Origin of the sequence: Variovorax sp. 770b2, assembly GCF_900115685.1 — a bacterium.
Taxonomy (GTDB): domain Bacteria; phylum Pseudomonadota; class Gammaproteobacteria; order Burkholderiales; family Burkholderiaceae_C; genus Variovorax.
The window spans coordinates 38,049-60,495 of record NZ_FOXJ01000001.1 but is presented as its reverse complement, the minus strand read 5'-3'; the positions used below and the strand labels follow the sequence as shown (position 1 = coordinate 60,495).

Below are 22,447 nucleotides of genomic sequence, written 5' to 3'. Positions count from 1 at the left end.
CTAGTCAGCGTTGTGGACGGTCACCGCCGCCGCGATCTGGTCGCGCAGCGTGGGTTCGGTCAGCGGTCGGTCGGCATCCGTGGTCATCCGCTTCTGCAGGTCATGGGTAGTGCCCTCGTCCTCGATGCGCTGGCTGAGCTCGCGCATGTGTCGCATCACTTCGGGGTTGTTCGCGCGGTCCGGGCGGTGGGTGTCGCGGGGGGCGAACGGGGTGGCGAGGCCGTACTTGTTGGCGACAGTGGGCTCAGCGGTCGCGTTGTTGATCGCGTCCGGCCGGGCACGATCACCGTTCTCGGCGCGCCTGAACTGCTTCAGGTCTCGTGCGACATGGGCAATTTGCTCAGGCGAAAGCTGGCGGGCGCGGAACACGACGCCGGGATTGCCGAAGAACGCCAGTTCCTCGTCCGAGGTGTAGTTCGGGGTGAAGCTCATTTGGAGTCCTTCCAAGGCTGGGGTGCGCCCTCGGCGCGGGTGCGTCCAGCGGCCTTGTCGAGCGCGGCACGCGGAAGCGAAGAAACATAGGTGGGCTCGGGAGCGGCGTCCCTGCTGAGCTTGGTGAAGTGCTCAACCTCTCGCATCGAAATGCCGAAGCTGCGAGCCATCTCTCGGGGCATGTCTACGTAGCCGCCTGCGTTCCAACGACGCATCTTTTGCTCGTCGGTCAGCGGCACGTGGTCGGGGTAGCTCTTGTCGAAGCTGAGGCGCTCCAACTCGCATTGGGCTGTTTGCTCCGGCTTTGGGAGCGGCTTCGCCGAGAGCAGTGCGGCTTCGACGGTGGTGAAGCCCGGATTGATGCTCAAGTCCGGTTTGCGGAGTGGCAGGTGGACCTTGCGCAGATGCGGGTAGTGCCGATCCAGTGAAGGTGAGTCCAGCGCAAATGCCTCAAGCAAGAAGCCTTGCGCCTTGAGTGCGTGGTACTCGTACCGTGCGAGCGCTTCATCCATCTGCTCTGCCGTCACCGCTGCGGAACTCATGCGCAGAACACCGAAGCCCGATTTCTCTGGCTCTGAATTGGGAGGCGAACTACAATTCATTACAACGCCTAATTCCGAAAATCTTATTTTCTCGGAATTAGCGCCGCCTATAAAGAGAAATCCTTATTTGCGGAATTAGGATTTCTACTTAATTGGAGCCAGAAATGGTTTTCGACCTCTACTCAAAAAGACAAAAGCGACTACGAGGTGAGAGTCCGGATTTTTACATTTACGATGAAATCCCTTTCCAACTCAAAGTTCAAATAGTTTTTCTGTGGGAACTTGGCCTTGGAGATATTGACGAAGAGAATCCCGCCGCAGCGTACAAGTTGATTGTGCAGACCCTACGGGAAGAATATGGAAACTTCTCACTCGCGAAGGTGCCATACGACGCCACATATTTCGACGAGTTGCGCACGTTCTTCCTCTCAGAGTCAGACACAGAGCGTGTACTTGACGCGATAGAGCTTTCATTCAAAGCGCTTTCGTCATTCGGACGTGCGTTCAATTACCGACGGAATCCCCAAGCCAACGAGTTGGTAGAGAAAGCGATTTCTGATTTAAACATCAGATTCAAAGAGCACGGGCTCGGATATCAATTCACAAATAACGAAATAATTCGCATCGACTCCGAACTAATTCATGCCGAAGTCGTTAAACCAGTTTTGCGATTGTTAAATCAGCCGTACTTCAAAGGCGCAGAAGACGAATATCTGGCCGCACATGAACACTATCGCCACGGTAATACTAAAGAGGCGCTGGTGGAGTGCTTGAAGTCGTTTGAGAGCGCGATGATGGGTATCTGCAAGAAGCGCGGCTGGGCATATGGCGAGAAGGACACCGCTAAGACACTGATCGACATTTGCATGGCGAACGGCCTCATCCCCACGTTCTGGCAGTCTCAGCTGAATGGCCTGCGATCAATGCTTGAGGGAGCGGTACCCACCGGACGGAACCGACTTGCGGGCCACGGCCAAGGCGCTGACCCAACCGAAGTGCCGACGCACCTGGTCAGCTACATGATGCACATGACCGCGTCGACATTGAAGTTTTTGGTCGAAGCAGACACGGCGCTGCGGTAATCCAAAGGAATTAGGTCGACAGCAAAGTCCTGTGACACAAAATACTCAATGTTTCCTCCCTCTCCGGAATGATCGTTTGAGTGCGGAAAAGTGCAGTCAGGTGCGGTTGAGAGGGAAACAGCATGCGGTTTGGCGCGTAAGTCCTTGAAAAACACTACCTGTAGTGGCTTGTAGACCCCTGGCACCCTAGATATAGTGGGCTCTGCCGAAACGAGAAAGCCGGGTGTACTAGACCCGGCTTCCAAGCCCCTCCATCGCTGTCGGGGAGTGTTCCAACAAGTTTGTCGTCACAAACATATCTTGCCATGAATGCGGTTCGGGAGACAGCACGACCCGCTCATACCCAGGAGGTAATCATGAGCAAGCAGCAAATCGGGCGCGACGCCCGCACTGGTGAGTTCATCCCGGTCCGCGAGGCGATCCGTCGCCCAACGACCACCGTTGTGGAGACGATCACTCGTCCCGCACGGCCAACGGTGACCAAGCCCGTGACCCAACCGCCTAAACGCAAGTAAAGGCCAAGCCCTCGGGCTCTGGGGCTGGTGGAGCGATCCGCCAGCCCTTTTTCATTGACATGTTTTCCGGTGCAGGCTCCGCAAGGGGGGTCAATGACATGCTCACCCACCCCCACCCGCCGTATTTGCCACACATGCAGCCGGTTCATCATCAGCAGGCCATCTGAGCCCACCCCTCCTGTTGCCAGCACACGGTCATGGCTCTGTCGCAGCAGGTGCAACGCCTAGCCTCATAGGCCTGCGCCCGGTCGCCGTCGCAGCCGTCCGGCTCACCCGGTATACCCCCTCGGTATAGCGTTGTCAGTGCAGATCAATGACTTAGCGCTGCGTGGCTAGACGGTGAGCTAGGTCCCGCTAGTGCGAAGCGATTAAAGGCTCGTAGGCGCGTTATTCCGCTTCGGGCGGGGGTAGTAGCGGATCGCCCGAATCTCGCGGCGTTCCAGCCGCTGGCAAGCGGGATTCGGCATGTTTAATTTCCGCGTCTTCCGCGAGGTCGCGGAACCTATAGGCATGCCGCTGGGCCGTGATCCATGGCATATCGTCCAGCCGAATATTGTTGTGAACCGTGATCGGCTCGGGGGCGATGCTCTTGGCCAGCACCTTATCCAGCAGCGCGGGGTTCTTCTTCAGATACTCGACACCGCCCAGTTCGCGATAGGCCACCAGAGCGTCTTTGCTCAACTGCTCGCGGAGGGAGACCTGCGGTTCCTCAGGATCGAAAAAGGCGGGTGGGGGTGGGTCTAACACGGAAACCTGCTCCGGGCGCGGCGTACCAACCTCTGCAACCGTGCAAAAGCCATTCCTAAAGTCTTCACTCGTCCAATTCATTTGATTCTCCAGATTCCAATGGGGTACAGCACCACGCGAGAGCGGAAAGAGCGTTTAGAGCGTCTTTTTTCTACTTGTTTAGAGCGCTAGAAAAAAGTCGGAGGGATTTTTATAGAGCTAGCTCTTCCCGGCGCTCTAAACGCTCTTTCCGCTCTTTTTCCGCTCTCAAAACTTCCCTTTCATACAAATTCCGAGGAAATACCGCTGACCGCTTGATTCGTGGCGTTTGATTTTTCCGTTGGCATAGTTGTCGAGGGATGAATAGAAGGCTTTCGCGCTCTCCGGGATGGCAACGTGCTTTTCGCCGATCTTGAATCTGCGATAGCTCTCATACAGGTCTTTCTGCACTGCCCTCGCCCCGGCGTCGGTGCTGAACTCCCAGCCTTCGAGGTCCATCCACTCGGCCATTTCGTCTTCGGCCTGCTCGTACTCGGCGCGTGCTTCCACCAAATCCGCAGGCATCGGGCCCACGCGTCGGTTTTGGTGCTCCCATCGAACACCACCCTGCACGAGCCACCAAAGCATCCAAGCCTGCGCCTCAGGGTCGTTCTTCATTTCATCGATGTACCAGCGGTCCGCATCGGCAGAGGCGCCCACCGACTGGTCCCGATTCCACGAGCGCCGGAACGGGAACAGCGCGATCCGATCCATCGTCGCCCTGCTGATGTGCGTCAGGTGAGGCATGTAGTTCGTGGTGATCAACAGGTTCGCGCTGAGCTCAACGCTGCCGCCCTCGGCGTAGTTGGCGCGCACTGTCATGCTCTCGCCGCCGGTGAACTCCTTGAAGAATGCCTCGTTAAGGTGGTTCGTCTTCTCAAACTCCTTCGCGAACACCCAACGAGCCCCAATGGCCTTCACGAGATGAGGCTTGGCCGCTTCGGGGTCGCGTGCCTTGTTGGTAGCTACGAACGCTTTGATATCGAGGTCGGCTGCGTAAGTCCCGAGGGCGTGGTGCATTAAGTTGGCGAACGCACTTTTGCCGTTGGAGCCGTGGCCCGACAGAATGTCTGCAGAGGTGGTGGAGTTGAACCCGCGCAGGCCGGAGCCGAGGCGAGTCTGTAGATACCGCTCCCGCTCCGCGTCGGGCACCCCATCCGCCCGAGAGGTCACCGAACGGACAAACTCGCGGGCACGCAATGCACCCGGGGTCTTGGGCTCCACCTCCGAATACCTCGCCGCACAACGCCGCAGGATCAGATCGTCCTGTTCTTCGGCGCGTAGCATTCCGGTGCGCAGATCGACAACGCCATTGGCGACGGCGAGCACATGCGGGTCCTTGTCGAAGTCGGACGACTTGCGCTGATGCTTCGCTCGGTTCGACACATTCGTCAGGAAGTTCGTCATCGTCGCCATGCCTTCGAGCTTGGCGGCCCACTTCTCCAGGGGTACCGCCTGCTTCAGGATGGTCTCGCGCGACTTCTTCGTCACGTCGTCATCCCCCTTGATCGCCGCGGCACTGCTGCGGATCACCTGCGCTCGGCGGGCGTAGTGCATCGACACCTGTACGGCCAGTTCCGTGGGCTTGGTCTTGCTCCGCGTCCAGCGACCCGCCGAGGCGTCCCAGAATGCCCATTCACTCGTGTCGGGCAGGAAGTAGAAATTGCCCTCACCGAACAGTTGAACGAACTTGGTAGCCGCGCCTTGGTCGGTGAAATTCGTCGCCGCTTGCATGAAGCGGTCGGGATTGCTAAGCAGCCATTTGGTGTTCGCCTCAAGGTTCTCCACCTTGATGGGATCAAGCCGGTACAGCGCCGCAAGGTTCGCACTCTCATCGAGATCAACAAACCAGTTCGCGTCGTTCCAGGTCGCGTACCAGTCGTCATAGCCGAGACGCTTCCCGTCCTTGCTGTGGCCGAAATCGGGGACCGTGGTTTTGACGTGGTGCAGTTGGCTTTCGACCACCAGCGCGACAAGCTCACCGCCGACAAGATCGTTGGTGACGGCATCGCCATCGAACGCAACGAACAGTTCGTCACCCTGCTTGATGCGGCTCAGAATCTCCGAGCGCATGTTGCGGCTGGCGCCGTCCTCAGCATCCGACTCGTGCCACCCCGACACGCCGTTGATCGCCACCGTGGGGATGCCAGTGGTCAGCGCGAACAGAGCAGCCTTCTTGTAGCCCTCCACGATGGCCTTCACCGTCGATTTCTTGAAGGCTGCTTCAGCGTTCTCCGGGTCCATAGACGACAAAAACGCGACGGGCGGAGTCACGCCTCTGCTGCCGAGATATTTGTTGTTGGGCCGGTCGATCCTGAGTTGGTTGTAGGTGTCGGTCCAATGGATGCGATATGCGTCGCAGGGCTCCCCAGTTTCGCTGTCGCGGAATGGGGCCACCTCCGGCGGTTTCGGAGACACCACCGACAGCATCTCAACAGTCAGAAGCGAGCGCGCGAGATCGCGCACCATGAAGGGGGCAGGCTCCACCAGTTTGAGATTCGCGCTCATGTGGTTCCCCTCAAGGCGCGCACCAACAGGACAGCACGCTCGTACCGGTCAGCAGGCAGACGCTCAAACGTCGGCGGGGGTGGCTCGACCAAAGGGTCAGGCAGGTACCGGCGCAGCAGTCCCCGGTACTCCTTGCGGAATGACTTGATCCGGCTGCGCGTCCAGCGTTCGTACTGGTCGTGATGGCTTCGATGCTGCTGCGCCCTAAGCTGGTCGTAGCCGCGCGGCTGGACGCCGAGATCGCAGAGCAGTTGAGTTAGCGACCTGCCGGGATACGTGTAGAAACGTGGCGGCAGCTTCATTTGGCCTCCCAGACCGCTAGGCCGAGAAACGCCACGAGAAAGATCAGCAGTCCAAGCTGGGGGTGAATCTCTTTGGCGACCTCGACAATCAGAAATCCAAGAACCATTGCTGAGGCCCCCACAAGGAACTTGATCATTTCCAGCCCTTTGCGGCCTCAGCGTTGAACGCGGCCTCATCAGCCTCAAGCTGAGCTCGCGCGGCCTGCGCTTCCGCCATCACCCGCTGCTCTGCGGCGATACGATTCATTTCCGCTCTCGTCTCAGCGCTGACCCGAGCAGCAATCTCAGCGCGCTTGGCGGCTTTGCGGGCGGGTTCTTCTTCGCGCCACTTGCGGTATGTAGCGAGCCAGCGTTCGGCGGTGTCGTCACTGAACAAGTGCTGTCGGCCAGCGATCAAGTCCGGTTCCAGATTGGGGCACCCCTTGTCGAGAACAACTTGGGAGAAGTAGCCGTGGGAAATGTTCAGTTCGTCGGCCAGGTCAGCCTTCGTCCATTTTCCAAAGGGTCCAGATGCGGGCATTTCAGCTCCATGCGGCAGCGCAACCCGACGGTTGGACTACCAAAAATTGTTTGGGAAAAAGACCCCCGGTGGCCGCGCTGGTCCGGGGGTTTGAGGCGGAATAATCGGCTTTCGCGACCGACGAGTAATCGTAAATTCCGCGCCCTCGAAAGGCGAGAAAAGAACGTCGTGAAGGCCGACTATCGTTCTTGAGGCGTTGGCGCTACGCAGGCAATGACGTCACGCTTCAGGTACCGGTACACGCCGCCCAGTTTCCTGCGAGGTGGAAGCCACTTTTTGCGCTTGTAGTACATGTTCGTCAGCGACTCGGGCGACATGCGAAGGAACTCGGCAACTTCGTTCGTGAGCATTACCTCAGGAAGATCGGCGCCAAGCTCGACAGGTTGCGGGTTAGCCAAAGCTTTGGCTACTTGAGACAGAATTGTGGACACGATAGTGCCCTCCTGCCCGGACCAGGCGAAAGACAACTATCGGGCTACCGCGCCGAATGGGGGTAGTTGGGTCGAGTCCGAACCTAAAGCGTAACCTGATTCTTCTGCTCTCAGAAAGCGATTTCTTGAGGCTAGGCCCCACGGCCCGTTTCCTAGCTTGTTTCCTAGCGACGCAACAAAATGACGAACCCTTCTCCCCCGAAAACCGTGCTTTACGGAATACCGAACTGCGACACCGTCAAGCGCGCCCGCGCCTGGCTCGACGAACACGGCGTGGCCTACGCCTTCCACGATTTCAAGAAACAGGGCGTGCCCGAGGCCGAACTCGACCAATGGCTGAAAAAGCCGGGCTGGGAGGCACTGGTCAATCGCCGGGGCACCACCTGGCGCAAGCTCGACGAGGCCACCCAGAACGCCGTGGTCGACGCCGCCTCGGCCCGGGCAGTGCTGCTGGCCTACCCGAGCCTCATCAAGCGGCCGGTGGTCAACTGGGGCGCCAAAGCCGGCGTTACGACGGGATTCGACGCCCAAACCTGGGCTGTGAACGCCGTGTAAACCCCGGAACCCCGTCTCGCCGGCCGGCCTCCAACCTCGATCTGCAGGAGAGAACACCATGAACAGACACGTTTTTCGCACCCTCGCGGGGCTTTCGGTGATCGGGCTGCTGGCAACGGGCGCAACCGTCGCGCAGGCCCAGCAGGTGGTCCAGGCCCGGGTGATTTCCGCCACCCCGATCCGCGAGACGACCGGCAGTGACGTCAGCTACAACGTCACCTACGAATACCAGGGCCGCCAGTACACGACCCGCACCACCAGCCGGCCGGGCGCCACGATCCCGGTCCAGGCCAGTGCCTATGGCGTGACCACGACGGGCGCGACCAGCATGCCCGTGCAGCCGCAGCCGCAGATCTACCCGGTCGAGGCCAACAACGGCCAGCAGTACCAGCAAGACCCGCAGTACCAGGAACAGTACCAACAGGGCCAGCAAGGCGGCGGCTCCCCCTGGGAGAGCGTCGTGCCGGAGCCCGGCGTGGTGGTTTCAGGGCAGGGCGCGCCGGTCTATGCGCAGCCGGCCCCGGTCTATGCGCCGCCGGTCTACGTGCAGCCCGCCTACGGCTACCCGTATGCACAGCCCTACGTCTATCCGCCGGTCGGCATCTCGCTGAACCTGGGCTATTCGCGCGGCTGGGGCGGCGGCTACTACGGCGGCGGCTACCGCGGCTACCGCGGTGGCTACGGCTATCGCGGCTACGGCGGTTATCGCGGCGGCTGGCACCGCTGAGCAGGCGGGGCCCGGCCAAGCCCCTAAAATCGAGGACTTTCCCAACCCTGACGGGTGCGCCGCCGGTGCGGTGCGTCCTCGATTAGCCGAGCCCCAAGTGCCGGCGCCACCCAATGACGACGACTACCGACACTCTGAACAGCGCCGCAGTGGCCACCAAGGCCAATGTGTACTTCGACGGCAAGTGCGTGAGCCACAGCCTCACCCTGGCGGACGGCACGAAGAAATCGGTCGGCGTGATCCTGCCGTCCACCCTCACCTTCAACACCGGCGCCCCTGAAATCATGGAAGGCACGGCCGGCAGCTGCGAATACCTGCTGACGGGCGCGAGCGAATGGGTGGCCTCGGGCCCAGGCCAGAAGTTCAACGTGCCGGCCAATTCCAGCTTCCAGATCCGCGTGAGCGGCGAGCCCTACAGCTACATCTGCCACTTCGGCTGAACCGCGAACCCGGAACCTCTGACATGTCGACCATCCTCCAAAACGTTCCCGCCGGCCAGAAGGTCGGCATCGCCTTCTCCGGCGGCCTGGACACCAGCGCAGCGCTCCACTGGATGCGCAACAAGGGCGCGATTCCCTACGCCTACACCGCCAACCTCGGCCAGCCCGACGAGCCCGACTACGACGAGATCCCGCGCAAGGCGATGCTCTACGGCGCAGAAAACGCCCGCCTGATCGACTGCCGCACGCAGTTGGCCAACGAAGGCATTGCCGCGCTGCAGGCCGGCGCCTTCCACGTCACCACCGCCGGCGTGACGTACTTCAACACCACGCCGCTCGGCCGCGCGGTGACCGGCACCATGCTGGTGTCGGCCATGAAGGACGACGACGTCAACATCTGGGGCGACGGCAGCACCTACAAGGGCAACGACATCGAGCGGTTCTACCGCTACGGCCTGCTCACCAACCCCGCGCTCAAGATCTACAAGCCCTGGCTCGACCAGGTCTTCATCGACGAGCTCGGCGGCCGCACCGAGATGTCCGAGTTCATGCAGAAGGCCGGCTTCGCCTACAAGATGTCGTCCGAGAAGGCCTATTCGACCGACTCCAACATGCTCGGCGCCACCCACGAGGCCAAGGACCTGGAGCATCTGAGCAGCGGCATGCAGATCGTGCAGCCCATCATGGGCGTCGCGTTCTGGAAGGACGAAGTCGAGGTCAAGCGCGAAACCGTCACGGTGCGTTTTGAAGAAGGCATGCCGGTCGCGCTGAACGGCAAGAGCTTCCCGAGCCTGGTCGAGCTGATCCTGGAAGCCAACCGCATCGGCGGCCGCCACGGCCTGGGCATGAGCGACCAGATCGAGAACCGCATCATCGAGGCCAAGAGCCGCGGCATCTACGAAGCCCCGGGCCTGGCGCTGCTGTTCATCGCCTACGAGCGCCTGATCACCGGCATCCACAACGAAGACACGATCGAGCAGTACCGCGACCACGGCCGCCGCCTCGGCCGCCTGCTCTACCAGGGCCGCTGGTTCGACCCGCAAGCCATCATGCTGCGCGAGACGGCACAGCGCTGGATCGCACGCGCCATCACCGGCGAAGTGACGGTCGAGCTGCGCCGCGGCAACGACTACTCGATCCTGAACACCGATTCGCCCAACCTCACCTACAAGCCCGAGCGCCTGAGCATGGAAAAGGTCGAAGGCGCGTTCACGCCGCTGGACCGCATCGGCCAGCTGACGATGCGCAACCTGGACATCGTCGACACGCGCGAGAAGCTGGCGATCTACACCCGCACCGGCCTGCTGTCGGCAAGCCAGGGCGCGTCGCTGCCCAAGCTGGCGAACGACGACGAGAGCAGCAAGTAAGCCGCTGCGCGCTCAATGACGAACGGGCCCGATGGGCCCGTTTTTCTTTGGTGCGGCGTCTTGAGCGTTGATCGTGCCGATCGCGCCTACCCGTCAGTCGCCGCCGCCTCCGCCGCAGCCGCCTCCGCAACCTCCGCCGCTGTCGCCGCCGCCCGAGTCTCCTCCCCCGCCATCGCCGCCGCCACTGCTCGATTCGCTGCCGCCGAAGCCATCGGCATCGCCCGAGCTGCCGCCGTCCGACGAGGACTCGCCGAACTCGCTGCCGCACTGCGCGGTCGAGCCGTTGTGCCGGTCGACCGCATGGCAATCGGGCACGTACGCGAAGCCGCCGGGAATCGCGAACTTGATGTCCAGCGCGAACAGCAGCGGCAGGCGCGTCGGCTTGCGCGGATCGATGCTTTCTTCCTTGCAGGCCCAATACCAACTGCGGCGCAGGCCGTCGTTGCGCTTGGGGTCCTTGCCCAGCACCTCGGCCGGGCTGTGGTGCAGCATGCCGCCGAAGGCCGCCTTGCACCAGTTCTGGTAACCCTGCGTGTGCAGGATGAATTCATGCCACGCGGTGTCGACCACCTTGGAGGGCATGGCGACGAACTTGCGCCCGCTGCGCAGGTGCGCCATGAAGAACTGGCGCAGGCCCCGCAACACCAGTTCGGCGTCGCGCCGGCTCAATTGCGGATGGGCTTCGCGCAGCTTGCCGATCAGGAACGGCGGCATGCGGGCCTCGCGGATGAACTGCCGGCGCAGGCTGGTTTCCATCCAGCCCAGCACCGCCGCGAACGCAAAGGCGGCGATGAACAGGAGCCCCGAGGTCCACCAGCGCGCCGGCACCAGGAACACCGAGGCGATGCCCGCCACGATGACGATGCGCTGCGCCCACACCAGCGCGGCAATGCGCCGCCGGTAGTTCAGGTGCAGGAAGTCCAGATCCATCGCTTTTTCAGACCACCACCGGCTCGGGCTCCAGCCGGATGCCGAAGCGCTCGTACACGCTGGTCTGGATGGCCTTGGCCAATGTCATCACCTCGCCGCCCGTCACCGGGTTCTCGTTGCCGCCGCGGTTGACCAGCACCAGCGCCTGCCGCTCGTAGACCCCGGCATTGCCCACCGACTTGCCCTTCCAGCCGCAGGCGTCGATGAGCCAGCCGGCCGCCAGCTTGATGCTGCCGTCGGCCATCGGGTAGTGAACGATCTTGGGGTCGCGCGCGATGATGTCCGCGCACTGCTCGGGCGTGACGGTCGGATTCTTGAAGAAGCTGCCGGCGTTGCCCAGCACGCGCCAGTCGGGCAGCTTGGCGCGGCGGATGGCGCAGACCCAGTCGAAGATATCGACGGCGCTCGGCGTGAAGTTGCCGGTTTCTTCCATCTTGCGTTCGAGATCGAGGTAGCCGGCCACCGCCTTCCAGGGCTTGGGCAGCCGGAAGCGCACGCGCGTGATCAGCGCCCGGCCCGCCAGGCCGAAGTCGTTCGGGCCGCTGCGCACATGCTTGAACACCGAGTCGCGGTAGCCGAACGCGCATTGGGCGGCATCGAGCGTGAAGCTGCGGCCGGTGTCCAGGTCGATGGCGTCGAGCGATTCGAAGCGGTCCTGCAATTCGACCCCGTAGGCGCCGATGTTCTGCACCGGCGCGCCGCCCACGGTGCCGGGAATCAGCGCCAGGTTCTCGAGGCCGGGATAGCCGTTGCGCACCATCCATTCGACGGCGTCGTGCCAGATCTCGCCCGCACCCGCTTCGACGATCCAGGCCCGCGGGGTCTCTTCGACCAGCCGCAAACCCTTGATTTCCACCTTGAGCACCAGCGGCTTGACGTCGCCGGTCAGCACGATGTTGCTGCCGCCGCCCAGCACGAAGCGGGGGGCGCCCTGCCAGTCGGGACCGGCCAGAAGCTCGGCGATATCGGCCTCGTCCGTGATGCGCGCCAGGCGCTGCGCGCGCGCGACGATGCCGAAACTGTTGTACGGCTGCAGGGGGACGTTGTGCTCCACGATCATGGGAGAATTGTCGCATCCAGCACAAGTGACATCAGGAGAGCCCATGCCGTCTTTCGATACCGTCTGCGAGCCCAATCTGCCCGAAGTGAAGAATGCGGTCGAAAACACCGCCAAGGAAATCGCGACGCGCTTCGATTTCAAGGGCACGGCGGCCGCCGTCGACCTCAAGGACAAGGAAATCACCATGATCGGTGACGCCGAGTTCCAGCTCGTGCAGGTGGAAGACATCCTTCGCGCCAAGCTCACCAAGCGCAGCGTGGACGTTCGCTTTCTCGACAAGGGCGACGTCCAGAAGATGGGCGGCGACAAGGTCAAGCAGGTCATCAAGGTCAAGAGCGGCATCGAGAGCGAGCAGGCCAAGAAGATCACCCGCATCGTCAAGGACAGCAAGCTCAAGGTGCAGGCCGCGATCCAGGGCGACGCGGTGCGCATCACCGGCGCCAAGCGCGACGACCTGCAGGCCGCCATGGCGCTGATCAAGAAGGACGTGCCGGACATGCCGCTGTCGTTCAACAACTTCCGCGACTGACCTTCATGAAATCCCTCGTCGTCGCAGCGCATCTGCTGGCTGCTGTTGCGATGGCGCACGGCGCCAGCTCGGTGATGCTCACCGGCACCATCGGCAGCCGCGCGATCCTGATCGTGAACGGCGCCCCGCCGAAGACGGTCGCGGTCGGCGAGAGTTTCCAGGGCGTGAAGCTGGTGTCGCTGCAGGCCGAGCAGGCGGTGGTCGAGCTCGAAGGCAAGCGCGTCAACCTGCGCATGGACACGCCGGTCAGCATCGGCGGTGGCGGGGGTTCAGGCGGTGGCGGGAGCCGCATCGTGCTGCCGGCCGACAGCCGCGGCCATTTCATGACGCAGGGCATGATCAACGGCCGCACGGTCACCTTCATGCTCGACACGGGTGCAACGGCCGTGAGCTTGTCCGCAGCAGATGCGCAGCGGATCGGCCTGGACTACAGCAAGGGGCGGCCCGTCAGCATGAGCACGGCCAATGGCACCACACAGGGTTACCTGCTGCGACTTCAATCGGTCCGAGTGGGCGATGTCGAGGTGTACGACATCGACGCCATCATCTCGGAGCAATCGATGCCCTTCGTGCTCCTTGGCAACAGCTTCATCAACCGCTTCTCGATGCGCCGCGACGCGGACCAGATGGTCCTGGAAAAGCGGTACTGAGCTTGCCGCTTCGGTCAGGCCTGCGCGGCCGTGACCACGATCTCGATCTTGTAGGCCGCGTTGGCCATCTTGGCCTGCACCGTCGCGCGCGGCGGCGTGTTGCCGGCCGGAATCCACGCATCCCAGACCTCGTTCATCGCCGTGATGTCGGTGATGTCGGCCAGGAAGATCTGCGTCATGAGGATGCGCGACTTGTCGCTGCCCGCCTCGGCCAGCAGGCGGTCGACCATGGCGAGCACCTGCGTGGTCTGGCCGCGGATGTCCTGCGAGGTGTCGTCGGGCACCTGGCCGGCGAGGTAGACGGTGCCGTTGTGCACGGCGGTCTCCGAGAGGCGCGCGCCGACGTGAAAGCGGGTGATGGAAGCCATGGTGTTTTCTTCAAGCCTTTTTCTTGGAGCCGAGCCTGGACTCCGTGCCGGCCGCGAGCCGGCGGATGTTTTCGCGGTGCCGCCAGATCAGCAGCAGACTCATGATGATGATCGCAATCAGCACCGTGCGGTCGAGCGGCCACGCGATGTTGCCGCCCAGGAGGTAGTAGGCCGGCGCAAAGAAGGCCGCCACCAGCGACGACAGCGACGAATAGCGAAAGAAGACCGCGATGATCAGCCAGGTGGCGCCGGTGGCAAGCCCCAGCCAAGGCGCGATGCCCACCAGCACGCCCGCCGCGGTGGCCACGCCCTTGCCGCCCTGGAATCCGAAGAACACCGGGTACAGATGGCCGAGGAAGGCCGCGAGGCCCGCCACCGCGGCAACGCCCTCGCCCAACCCCCACTGCGCGCCGAAATGGCGGATCAGGAACACCGGCAGCCAGCCCTTGAGCGCATCGAGCAGCAGCGTGGCCAGCGCCGCGCCCTTGTTGCCCGAGCGCAGCACGTTGGTGGCACCGGGGTTGCCGCTGCCGTAGCTGCGCGGATCGGCCATGCCGAGCGACTTGCTCACGATGACCGCGAAGGACAGCGAGCCGATCAGGTACGAGGCCACGATGGCAATGAGGGATGGCAAATGAAAGCTCAAGGGGCGCTCCGCGGGGGATAGTTGTTTTTCTTCGGCGACGGCGGCGTGCCGTCGTCAGGTCTCGGGCGGCGATTGGATCACAACGTATTGCTTCCGGAATTCGAAGCCCCGGTCGGGCCACTGCGCCACGTAGGCGCGCAGGGCCTGCGCACCCGCGGGCCAGTCCTCGCCGTTGACCCGGCAATCGGCCTGCACCTGGCCCTCCGAATCGCGCGCGGCATAGAGGCGAAGGCCGTAGACGCCATCCGATTCGATCTGCGGCTTGTAGGCATCCCAGGTGTTGGTGAAAAGGCAGCAGGGGCAGAACGGATGCTCTTCTTCCTCGGCGGCTTCCTGCGCGGCCTGGTGCGCGACCGGCCCGAACAGCACGCGCCGCTGGCGGCTGCGGTCCTCGCCCTGCTGGGGCTCCCATTGCATCTGCAGCGAAGTGCAATGGGCCAGTTCGGTGCTCAGCGCATCCTTGAACACGACCAGGTCGACCTGCGCCCAGAGGTCGAAGCCCCGGGTCAGCGACGCCGCGATGTCATCGCCATACGAATGCTGGTACTCGAAGGTGCCGGCCGGCAGCAAGCTGGCGTGCGCCACTTCGATGGTGGTGGAGGTGCGCACGCTCCCGTCGTCGGTGGGCTGGTAGCTCGCGATCTGCGGCCACAGCCAGAGCCCTTCGTCGGGCAACAGGAGCCAGCCATCGCGCTCGCGCACCGGCTCGAAGCCGCGCGCGGTCAGCGCCTGGCGCAGAAGCGCGGAGAGATCGAAGACCTCGGTCCACTGCTCGCTGTCGTTCTCGAAACCGACCTTGAAGACCGGCCCGCCGCCTTCATTGGCCGCGCAGTGGGAAGGAAAGAAATCGGAGGGTGTCGACGTCATGGCGCCGGCTATTCTGCCAGCGCACATTCCACCGGCACAGCCCCCAGCAGCGCCACGCACACCTGCGGATCGATGCCGATCAGGTAGCCGCGACGCCCGCCATTGAGCACGATCTTCGGCAGCGCGAGGATGGCCGATTCGACGTAGACCGGCATCTCGCGCCGCGTGCCGAAGGGCGACGTGCCGCCCACCATGTAGCCGCTGTGGCGCTGCGCCACTTCGGGCTTGCAGGGCTCGACCGACTTGGCGCCGATCTGCCGCGCGAGGTTCTTGGTCGACACCGTGCGATTGCCGTGCATCAGCACGATCAGCGGCCTGGCGTCCTGGTCCTGCATCACCAGCGTCTTGATGACCGTGAACGGATCGAGCCCGAGCATCTCGGCACCGCGCTGCGCGCCGCCGTGCGCCATGTACTCGTAAGGGTGCTCGGTGAAGGCGATCCTGTTCGCCCGCAGCAGCTGCGTTGCGGGCGTTTCGGAAACGTGGGCCTTCTTGCTCATTGCGTAAGCCTCGCGCTGCGCGCTGCGGTGTTCGCCTTGGGAACGGCCCGGCGGCTCACGCAGCCGGGTCCCGGATGTCCCAGCGGATCCTGTCGATCTCGGCCAGGATTTCCGGCGACAGCGTGGTGCCGTAGGCGTCGATGTCCTCATCGAGCTGCGCCAGCGTCCGCACGCCGATGATCGTGCTCGCCACCTGCCACTTCGTGTAGCAGAAGGCCAGCGCGAGCTTCGTGGGCGTCAAGCCGTTGTCGCGCGCGAGCTGGTTGTACAGGCGCGCGGCCTTCAGCGCGTCGGGGCGGCCCCAGCGCAGCTTGCGCACCGATTCGTAGCGCGTGATGCGCGCTTCTTCGGGCGCGTCCGGCCCGGTGATGCCGCTCTTGTCGTACTTGCCGGTCAGGAGGCCATAGGCCAGCGGCGAATACGCCAGCAGCGAAACGCCCAGGCGGTGCATCGTCTCGTCCAGCCCGTTCTCGGCGCCGCGGCTCGCGAGGTTGTAGACGTTCTGCACCGTCGCCACGCGCGGCAGGCCGTGCTGCTCGGCCAGCCGCACGAACTCGTGCACGCCGTAGGGCGTTTCGTTCGACAAGCCGATCGCGCGGATCTTGCCGGCCTTCACCAGCCCGGCAAAGGCATCGAGCTGCTCGTGGATCGGGGTCTGCGAGACCTCCTTGGCCGGGTCGTAGTAGATGTTGCCGAAGGCCGGCACATGGCGCTCGGGCCAGTGGATCTGGTAGAGGTCGATCACGTCGGTCTTCAGGCGCTTGAGACTCGCGTCGCACGAGGCCACGATGTCCGCGGCCGTCATGCCCACGCCTTCGCGCACCCAGGGCGTGTTGCGCAGCGGCCCGGCCACCTTGGTGGCGAGCACCATCTTCTGGCGCACGCCGGGGTTGGCGGCGAACCAGTTGCCGATGATGGTTTCGGTGACGCTGTAGGTTTCCTTGCGGGTGGGCACCGAGTACGTCTCGGCGGTGTCGATGAAGTCGACGCCGCGTTCGAGCGAGCGGCTCAGGATGGCGTGGGCGGTGGGTTCGTCCACCTGTTCACCGAAAGTCATGGTGCCCAGGCAGATCGGGGTGACGTGCAGGTCGCTCTGACCGAGTTGGATCTTTTTCATGCGCGGGATGCTACCGCCCTCCCCCGCAACGCGCTGGCCGGCCGGCCAAAACCCGAGCGCCGCGGCGTGCGGCGCCTGTCATGTGCCGGACTGCGCCACGGCGGCGCCCTCCTTATCATCGACGCCCATGTACCAAGCCCTCCGTCCCTCGCGCAGCGAATTCGTGCCCGTGCGCAACCTGAGCTACCACGTGCGCCTCTGGGGCCAACCCTCCGCCGAGCGCCCGCCACTCGTTCTGGTCCATGGCTGGATGGACGTGGCGGCATCGTGGCAATTCGTCGTCGATGCATTGAAGGAAGACCGCTTCATCATCGCCCCCGACTGGCGCGGCTTCGGCCTCACCGAGGGCGGCGGCGTCGACAACTACTGGCTCGCCGACTACCTCGCCGACCTCGAATGGCTGCTCGACCACTACGCGGGCGAAGGAGACAACGCCCGCCCGGTCGACCTCGTCGGCCACAGCATGGGCGGCAATGTCGCCATGCACTACGCGGGCGTGCGGCCCGCGCGCATCCGCCGCCTCGTCAACCTCGAAGGCTTCGGCATGCCGGGGCGCAAACCCGACGAAGCGCCCACGCGCTACGGCCAGTGGATCGACGAACTCAAGGGCCTGCACCGCGGCGAGAAGGCGCTGGCCGGCTACTCGGCCGTGGACGGCGTGGCCCGCCGCCTCATGAAGACCAACCCGCGCCTCACGCAGGACAAGGCCGACTGGCTGGCGAGCCACTGGTCGGCCGGCCATGCGCAGCCGGACGGCAGCATGCGCTGGCAGATCCTGGGCGAGGCGGCGCACAAGATCGTCAACGCCCACATCTTCCGCGTCGATGAAACCCTGGCGCTCTATGCACGCATCACCGCACCGACGCTGATGGTCGAGGCCTCCGACGACAGCCTGCACGGCTGGTGGAAGACCCGCTACACGCTCGAAGAATTCCACGAGCGCCTGAAGTCCGTGCCCTCGGTGCGCATCGAGCGCCTGGACGATGCGGGCCACATGCTGCACCACGACCAGCCGCAGCGCGTGGCGCAGCTGATCGAGGAATTCCTGGCCTAGCCCTGTGTCGCCCGGCGCAACGCCGCACGGGCCAGCAGCCGCGTCGAGTCGAGCGTCGGCAGCGGCGAATTCGCGTCGCTCATGATCAGCGGAATCTCGGTGCAGCCGAGCACCACGGCATCGCAGCCCTCCTCGTCCTTCATGCGTTGCATCACGCGCTGGAAGGTGGTCACGGCCTCGGGCTTGAAGACGCCATAGACTAGCTCTTCCATGATGATCCGGGCAATCTCGTCGCGCTCCTCGATGGTGGGGCGGACGTATGCCAGGCCGCGCGCCGAGAGCTTCTCGGGATACACCTCGCTGTCGGTCAGCCAGCGCGTCCCCGTGATGCCGATGCGCCGGAAGCCGCGCTGCGCGGCCTCCTCCGCGACACACCCGGCGATGTGCAGCCACGGCAGCGGCGAGCGCGCCTCGATGAACGGCAGCGCCTGGTGGATGGTGTTGTCGGGGCAGACCAGGAAGTCCGCGCCGATCTTCGCGAGCTTGTGCGCCGACGCGAGCATCACCTCGCCCACGCCGCGCCAGTCGTCGCGGTAGATGTGTTCCATGTAGTCCGACAGCGAGGGCGTGTGCATCGAGACTTCAGGGTGCGCATGGGGGCCGAGCAGCTTCGCGCCCTCTACGCAGATGGTCTGGTAGCAAAGCGATGCGCCTTCGGCCGAACAGCCGACGATTCCGATGTGCTGGGTCATGGCGGCATCCTACAAAAGGCACGGACCGATGTCATCGCCCCAACTCTCGATATCCGCCGACCGGATATCCAAGCGCGCAAATCTTCGTTCGCGCGGCGGGCACCGCCCCCTAGAGTGCCCAACTCCTTTCGCCGTCTCCCGGAGTTGTCGTCATGCCTTCCTCTTCGCGCGCGCCCTTGTGGCTGCGCCGCTCTGCCCCGCTGTTCGGCGGCCTTGCACTGAGCCTCGTCCTTCAGGTTTCCGCCCACGCCGACGACCTGCGCGTGGGCTTCATGCCCGGCCCGTACCGCGATGCCTTCACGAACGGCATCGAGCCCCAGCTGAAGAAGCTGGGCTACAGCGTCAAGTACGTCGAGTTCAGCCAGGGCGTGCAGCCCAACGACGCGGTGGAGCGCGGGCAGATCGACGCCAACATCTTCCAGCACTCGCTGTACCTCAACGCCACGAACAAGCAGCAGGGCTTTGACTTGGTGCCCGTGGTGCACGTGCCGACGCCGCCGATGGGCCTTTATTCGCAGCGCCACAAATCACTGGCCGCGGTGCCCGATGGCGCCACCGTCACGCTGCCCGCAGACCCGGTGAACGCGGCGCGCGCGCTCAACATCCTCGCGGCCGTCGGCTGGGTGACTCTGAAGCCGGGCGTGAGCCCGCTGAGCGTGTCGGAGCGCGACGTGGCGAGCAACCCCAAGCGCCTGAAGCTGGTGCCGCTGGACGCCGCGCAGGCCCCGCGTTCGCTGGCCGATGCCGACCTTGCCGCCGTGCAGGGCAACTTCGCCGTGGCCTCGGGCCTGAAGCTCACCGAGGCGTTGAAGCTCGAAGACATGACGCTGCCCTACGTCAACGTGGTGGCGGTCAAGCGCAGCAACGAGAACGCCAGGTTCGCGAAGGACATCGTGGCCGCCTACCAGTCGCCCGAGTTCCAGAAGTTCTTCAGGGCCAACCCCGTGTGGGCGGGCTACCGGCTGCCAGATTACTTCAGCCAATGAGCAGCAGCAACACCGCTCCGCGCAGGCAGCTGCATCTCAACGTCAACATCCTGCACTCGGGCTTCGTGCCCTCGGCGTGGCGCCTGCCGGAGAGCGACCCGTGGGCGTTCGCCGACATCCAGCACTACATCCGCACCGCGCAGATCGCCGAGGCGGCCAAGCTCGATGCGATCTTCCTCGCGGACAACGCGGCCATCGTGGACCAGATCCACTTCCGGCCGATCACCGCGCTGGAGCCGACCATCCTGCTGGCCTGCGTGGCCGCGGCCACCACGCACATCGGGCTGATCGCCACGGCCTCCACCAGCTACAACGAGCCCTACAACATCGCCCGCCGCTTCGCCACGCTCGACCATGTGAGCAACGGCCGCGCGGGCTGGAACGTGGTGACCACGGCCGACCTGCCCTCGGCCCGCAACTTCGGCCTGGACGCAACGCCCGATCACACGAAGCGCTACGCGCGCGCCTCGGAGTTCACCGACATCGTGAAGGCGCTGTGGGACAGCTGGGAAGACGACGCCTTCATCGGCGACAAGGCCAGCGGCAGCTTCATCGACCCGGCCAAGGTGCACGCGATTGCGCACCGCGGCGAGCACTTCGCGGTGCAGGGGCCGCTGAACCTGCCGCGCCCGCCGCAGGGGCATCCGGTGCTGGTGCAGGCCGGCGCTTCGGCCGATGGGCGCGAACTTGCGTCACGCCACGCAGAAGCCGTGTTCTCGGCCTCGCAGTCGTTCGAGGAATCGCTGGCCTACGCACGCGCCCTCAAGACCCGCGCCGCAGAACTGGGTCGCGGCCCCGATGCGGTGAAGGTGCTGGCCGGCCTCACCACCATCGTCGGCGGCACGGAAGCCGAAGCGCGCCGCCGCCGCGACGAGCTGGTCGACCTGATTCCGTGGGACTACAGCCTCACGCGCCTCGCCGGCACGCTGGGCATCACGCCCGACCGCCTGAAGCTGGACGAGCGCCTGCCCGACAACCTGCCGCTCCCCGGCAATGGCAACGGCAACCACACCTTCTTCAACGCGGTGGTGGCAGCGGGCCGCACGCACGGCTACACGGTGCGCCAGCTGATCCGCGAACTGGCCGGCGGCGGCGGGCATCGCGTGATCGTGGGCACGCCCGAGCAGATCGCCGATGACATCGAGCACTGGTTCAAGGGCGGCGCAGCGGACGGCTTCAACCTGATGCCCGACGCGCTGCCGCACGGGCTGCAGGACTTTGTGGATGGGGTGGTGCCGATCCTGCAGAAGCGCGGCATCTTCCGCACGGAATACGAGGGGCGCACGTTGCGCGATCACCTCGGGCTGGCGCGGCCTGGCGGGCGGGCGGCGCAGCGGCTGGCGGCTTGAGCACCGTTCAGGGCGACGAGCGCGCCGACGGTGCGCCCTGTTCCGCGAATGTCCCCCGGGCTTCGCCCTCTCCTTGATTTCGCGGAACAGGGCACACCGCCAGCGCGCTCGTTTTCAGAGCCGTCGTTGATCGGCTGTTCACTCAGAGCGTGCCCAAGTGCGCAGGGCATCGGGTGCTCCCGCAGCGAAATCAAGAAGGAGGGGCGAAGCCCCGGGGGACATCCGCGAAGGGGAGTACCCGGTGGCCTGTGCACTCGCCAAAGACCCGAGCCCTCATCACTCCTCGTCGGCGTCGTTCCCTGTAAGGGACAGCACCTCTTCGACAAAGGCCTCGAAGAGCGGCAGCCCAGCAGGCAGCCCATCGAGAGACTCCGCCTCGCCAGCATCGAAGAAATGCGGCTTGTCGGAAGGAATGAAAACCCACTCACCCCCTTCGAACAACAGCCCCAGATACCCCTCGGCAGTAGGCAAATAAAACAGCCCTGCCCCATCGAGCGCGCGCTGCCCCTTCTTCGCCTTCCCCCGCCCCCAACTCACGCCCTGCGTGGCCAGATGCTCGGTGATCCATCCGTCGCACACATGCGTGTCGCGCCAGTTGGCTTGGGCATCGAATACGGCGAGCACGGGCATGAGGGAGTCCTTCGTTGAAAGGTGATTACTGCAGAAAGCTGGGCTTGGCGTAGCCCTGGAACCTGGCGTCGACCACCGCCTTGAAGTCCTTCGAATGGTAGGCCTCCACGATGTCCTTGGCCCACGCCGAGTTCTTGTCGGCGCTCTTCACGGCCACCACATTGAGGTAGTAGTCGGGCGTCTTCTCCAGCACCACGGCCTCGGTGAGCTTCAGGCCCGACGAGATCGCGAAGTTGCCGTTGACGATGGCGTACTCGGTATCGCCCAGCGAGCGCGGCAGCTGCGCGGCTTCCAGCGGAATGAACTTCAGCTTCTTCGGGTTCTCGGCCACGTCTTTTTCAGAGGCGCGGATCGGGTCCACGCCGGCCTTGATGGTGATGAGCTTGTTCTGCTCCAGCAGCACCAGCGCGCGCGCCAAGTTGCTCGGGTCGTTCGGCAGCGTCACGCGGTCGCCCTCTTTCACCTCGGCCAGCGTCTTGCGCTTGGTCGAGTAGATGCCCAGCGGCGCGATCGGGCCCTGCACCAGTTCGGCCAAGTCCAGCTTCTGGTCGGCCGAGAACTTCTTCAGGTAGACCTGATGCTGGAAGAAATTGGCGTCCAGCGAGCCCTGGGCCAGCGCGAGGTTGGGCTGCACGTAGTCGTTGAACTCGACCAGCTTCACCTTGTAGCCCTTCTTCTCCAGGATCGGCACGATGCCGAACTTCAGCTGGTCGTAGTTGGAGCCGGCGGTGCCGCCGATCACGAGGTTCTTCTTGGCGTCTTGCGCCTGCGCCAGCGACAGGCCGCCGAACGACAGCGCGACGAGGGACAGGGCGAGGACGGAGCGGCGCAGCAGTGCGGTTTTCATGGAATGAGCAGGAAAGGGAAAGAAGGGAAAAAGAAG

At 64.1% G+C, this 22,447-nt stretch carries 29 protein-coding genes; 11 read left to right on the top strand and 18 right to left on the bottom strand.

Going from position 1 to position 22,447, the window contains the following annotated elements; genetic code table 11:
- Nucleotides 1-432: a hypothetical protein gene (locus BM133_RS00275; protein ID WP_093430821.1), complete on the bottom strand. Its 432-nt coding sequence runs from the start codon at nt 430-432 to the stop codon at nt 1-3.
- Nucleotides 429-974: a hypothetical protein gene (locus tag BM133_RS00270; protein ID WP_093430819.1), complete on the bottom strand. Its 546-nt coding sequence runs from the start codon at nt 972-974 to the stop codon at nt 429-431. The genes BM133_RS00275 and BM133_RS00270 overlap by 4 nt, the downstream gene beginning before the upstream one ends.
- A 164-nt stretch (nt 975-1,138) precedes the next feature.
- Between BM133_RS00270 and BM133_RS00265 the strand changes: the two genes are divergently transcribed.
- Both BM133_RS00265 and BM133_RS35055 read left to right on the top strand, forming a co-directional pair.
- Entirely contained in the window at nt 1,139-2,056 is a 918-nt protein-coding gene (locus BM133_RS00265) for an STM4504/CBY_0614 family protein (protein ID WP_093430817.1), read from the top strand.
- Between the two features lie 356 nt (nt 2,057-2,412).
- Nucleotides 2,413-2,571 carry a hypothetical protein gene (locus BM133_RS35055; protein ID WP_177224675.1) on the top strand — a complete coding sequence of 53 codons (159 nt, stop codon included), beginning with the start codon at nt 2,413-2,415 and terminating at the stop codon, nt 2,569-2,571.
- Between the two features lie 387 nt (nt 2,572-2,958).
- Here the strand turns inward: BM133_RS35055 and BM133_RS34385 are convergent, their stop codons facing one another.
- From BM133_RS34385 to BM133_RS34380, 6 genes are all read right to left on the bottom strand, one after another.
- Nucleotides 2,959-3,399 (bottom strand): hypothetical protein, encoded by a 441-nt coding sequence (locus BM133_RS34385; protein WP_143100042.1) that lies wholly within the window; start codon nt 3,397-3,399, stop codon nt 2,959-2,961.
- A 165-nt stretch (nt 3,400-3,564) separates the two neighbouring features.
- The gene (locus BM133_RS00255; protein WP_093430814.1) at nt 3,565-5,844 is read right to left on the bottom strand and encodes a phage/plasmid primase, P4 family; all 2,280 of its coding nucleotides are present in this window, start codon (nt 5,842-5,844) and stop codon (nt 3,565-3,567) included.
- Nucleotides 5,841-6,146, bottom strand: a complete 306-nt coding sequence (locus BM133_RS00250; RefSeq protein ID WP_093430812.1) for a hypothetical protein — start codon at nt 6,144-6,146, stop codon at nt 5,841-5,843. The genes BM133_RS00255 and BM133_RS00250 overlap by 4 nt, the downstream gene beginning before the upstream one ends.
- Nucleotides 6,143-6,283 (bottom strand): hypothetical protein, encoded by a 141-nt coding sequence (locus BM133_RS35050; protein WP_177224674.1) that lies wholly within the window; start codon nt 6,281-6,283, stop codon nt 6,143-6,145. Before BM133_RS35050 ends, BM133_RS00250 begins: the two co-directional genes overlap by 4 nt.
- Nucleotides 6,280-6,666, bottom strand: a complete 387-nt coding sequence (locus tag BM133_RS00245) for a hypothetical protein (RefSeq protein WP_093430811.1) — start codon at nt 6,664-6,666, stop codon at nt 6,280-6,282. The genes BM133_RS35050 and BM133_RS00245 overlap by 4 nt, the downstream gene beginning before the upstream one ends.
- A gap of 179 nt (nt 6,667-6,845) precedes the next feature.
- Nucleotides 6,846-7,097 (bottom strand): MerR family transcriptional regulator, encoded by a 252-nt coding sequence (locus tag BM133_RS34380; RefSeq protein ID WP_143100041.1) that lies wholly within the window; start codon nt 7,095-7,097, stop codon nt 6,846-6,848.
- A gap of 180 nt (nt 7,098-7,277) precedes the next feature.
- On the opposite strand from BM133_RS34380, the gene BM133_RS00240 reads away from it, so the two are divergent.
- From BM133_RS00240 to argG, 4 genes are all read left to right on the top strand, one after another.
- Entirely contained in the window at nt 7,278-7,652 is a 375-nt protein-coding gene (locus tag BM133_RS00240; protein WP_093430809.1) for an ArsC family reductase, read from the top strand.
- 58 nt (nt 7,653-7,710) lie between these two features.
- Nucleotides 7,711-8,379, top strand: a complete 669-nt coding sequence (locus BM133_RS00235) for a hypothetical protein (protein WP_093430808.1) — start codon at nt 7,711-7,713, stop codon at nt 8,377-8,379.
- 113 nt (nt 8,380-8,492) lie between these two features.
- Complete coding sequence (locus BM133_RS00230; protein ID WP_093430806.1) at nt 8,493-8,819, top strand: pyrimidine/purine nucleoside phosphorylase; 327 nt, start codon at nt 8,493-8,495, stop codon at nt 8,817-8,819.
- Nucleotides 8,820-8,842: 23 nt separating this feature from the next.
- A complete protein-coding gene (argG, locus tag BM133_RS00225; protein WP_093430805.1) occupies nt 8,843-10,186 on the top strand; it encodes an argininosuccinate synthase in 1,344 nt (447 codons plus the stop codon).
- Nucleotides 10,187-10,279: 93 nt separating this feature from the next.
- Here the strand turns inward: argG and BM133_RS00220 are convergent, their stop codons facing one another.
- Nucleotides 10,280-11,116 (bottom strand): glycine-rich domain-containing protein, encoded by an 837-nt coding sequence (locus BM133_RS00220; RefSeq protein WP_093430803.1) that lies wholly within the window; start codon nt 11,114-11,116, stop codon nt 10,280-10,282.
- Nucleotides 11,117-11,123: 7 nt separating this feature from the next.
- Nucleotides 11,124-12,176 (bottom strand): UDP-N-acetylmuramate dehydrogenase, encoded by a 1,053-nt coding sequence (gene murB, locus BM133_RS00215; RefSeq protein ID WP_093430802.1) that lies wholly within the window; start codon nt 12,174-12,176, stop codon nt 11,124-11,126.
- A 43-nt stretch (nt 12,177-12,219) separates the two neighbouring features.
- Here murB and BM133_RS00210 point away from each other — a divergent pair, with 43 nt between their 5' ends.
- Both BM133_RS00210 and BM133_RS00205 read left to right on the top strand, forming a co-directional pair.
- A complete protein-coding gene (locus BM133_RS00210) occupies nt 12,220-12,705 on the top strand; it encodes a YajQ family cyclic di-GMP-binding protein (protein ID WP_093430800.1) in 486 nt (161 codons plus the stop codon).
- 5 nt (nt 12,706-12,710) lie between these two features.
- Entirely contained in the window at nt 12,711-13,355 is a 645-nt protein-coding gene (locus tag BM133_RS00205; protein ID WP_093430799.1) for a retropepsin-like aspartic protease family protein, read from the top strand.
- A 14-nt stretch (nt 13,356-13,369) separates the two neighbouring features.
- On the opposite strand, the gene BM133_RS00200 is transcribed toward BM133_RS00205, so the two are convergent.
- The 5 genes from BM133_RS00200 to BM133_RS00180 are packed head-to-tail and all read right to left on the bottom strand — an operon-like array spanning nt 13,370 to nt 16,853.
- Nucleotides 13,370-13,723, bottom strand: a complete 354-nt coding sequence (locus tag BM133_RS00200) for a RidA family protein (RefSeq protein WP_093430797.1) — start codon at nt 13,721-13,723, stop codon at nt 13,370-13,372.
- 10 nt (nt 13,724-13,733) lie between these two features.
- Nucleotides 13,734-14,369 carry a glycerol-3-phosphate 1-O-acyltransferase PlsY gene (gene plsY / locus BM133_RS00195; protein WP_093430796.1) on the bottom strand — a complete coding sequence of 212 codons (636 nt, stop codon included), beginning with the start codon at nt 14,367-14,369 and terminating at the stop codon, nt 13,734-13,736.
- A 54-nt stretch (nt 14,370-14,423) separates the two neighbouring features.
- Nucleotides 14,424-15,236: a DUF6348 family protein gene (locus BM133_RS00190; protein ID WP_093430794.1), complete on the bottom strand. Its 813-nt coding sequence runs from the start codon at nt 15,234-15,236 to the stop codon at nt 14,424-14,426.
- An 8-nt stretch (nt 15,237-15,244) separates the two neighbouring features.
- Entirely contained in the window at nt 15,245-15,736 is a 492-nt protein-coding gene (locus BM133_RS00185; RefSeq protein ID WP_093430793.1) for an aminoacyl-tRNA deacylase, read from the bottom strand.
- A gap of 55 nt (nt 15,737-15,791) precedes the next feature.
- Nucleotides 15,792-16,853: an aldo/keto reductase gene (locus tag BM133_RS00180; RefSeq protein WP_093430791.1), complete on the bottom strand. Its 1,062-nt coding sequence runs from the start codon at nt 16,851-16,853 to the stop codon at nt 15,792-15,794.
- Nucleotides 16,854-16,980: 127 nt separating this feature from the next.
- Here BM133_RS00180 and BM133_RS00175 point away from each other — a divergent pair, with 127 nt between their 5' ends.
- A complete protein-coding gene (locus tag BM133_RS00175) occupies nt 16,981-17,907 on the top strand; it encodes an alpha/beta fold hydrolase (RefSeq protein ID WP_093430790.1) in 927 nt (308 codons plus the stop codon).
- Here BM133_RS00175 and BM133_RS00170 read toward each other — a convergent pair.
- A complete protein-coding gene (locus tag BM133_RS00170; RefSeq protein WP_093430788.1) occupies nt 17,904-18,599 on the bottom strand; it encodes an aspartate/glutamate racemase family protein in 696 nt (231 codons plus the stop codon). The genes BM133_RS00175 and BM133_RS00170 overlap by 4 nt on opposite strands.
- A 152-nt stretch (nt 18,600-18,751) precedes the next feature.
- On the opposite strand from BM133_RS00170, the gene BM133_RS00165 reads away from it, so the two are divergent.
- Together BM133_RS00165 and BM133_RS00160 are read left to right on the top strand one after the other, a co-directional pair.
- The gene (locus BM133_RS00165) at nt 18,752-19,585 is read left to right on the top strand and encodes a MetQ/NlpA family ABC transporter substrate-binding protein (protein ID WP_093430787.1); all 834 of its coding nucleotides are present in this window, start codon (nt 18,752-18,754) and stop codon (nt 19,583-19,585) included.
- Entirely contained in the window at nt 19,582-20,934 is a 1,353-nt protein-coding gene (locus BM133_RS00160) for an LLM class flavin-dependent oxidoreductase (RefSeq protein WP_093430785.1), read from the top strand. Before BM133_RS00165 ends, BM133_RS00160 begins: the two co-directional genes overlap by 4 nt.
- Before the next feature lie 276 nt (nt 20,935-21,210).
- Here BM133_RS00160 and BM133_RS00155 read toward each other — a convergent pair whose 3' ends face one another.
- Both BM133_RS00155 and BM133_RS00150 read right to left on the bottom strand, forming a co-directional pair.
- Complete coding sequence (locus BM133_RS00155; RefSeq protein ID WP_093430784.1) at nt 21,211-21,564, bottom strand: hypothetical protein; 354 nt, start codon at nt 21,562-21,564, stop codon at nt 21,211-21,213.
- A 25-nt stretch (nt 21,565-21,589) separates the two neighbouring features.
- Nucleotides 21,590-22,411 (bottom strand): MetQ/NlpA family ABC transporter substrate-binding protein, encoded by an 822-nt coding sequence (locus BM133_RS00150; RefSeq protein ID WP_093430782.1) that lies wholly within the window; start codon nt 22,409-22,411, stop codon nt 21,590-21,592.
- Nucleotides 22,412-22,447 lie beyond the last annotated feature (36 nt).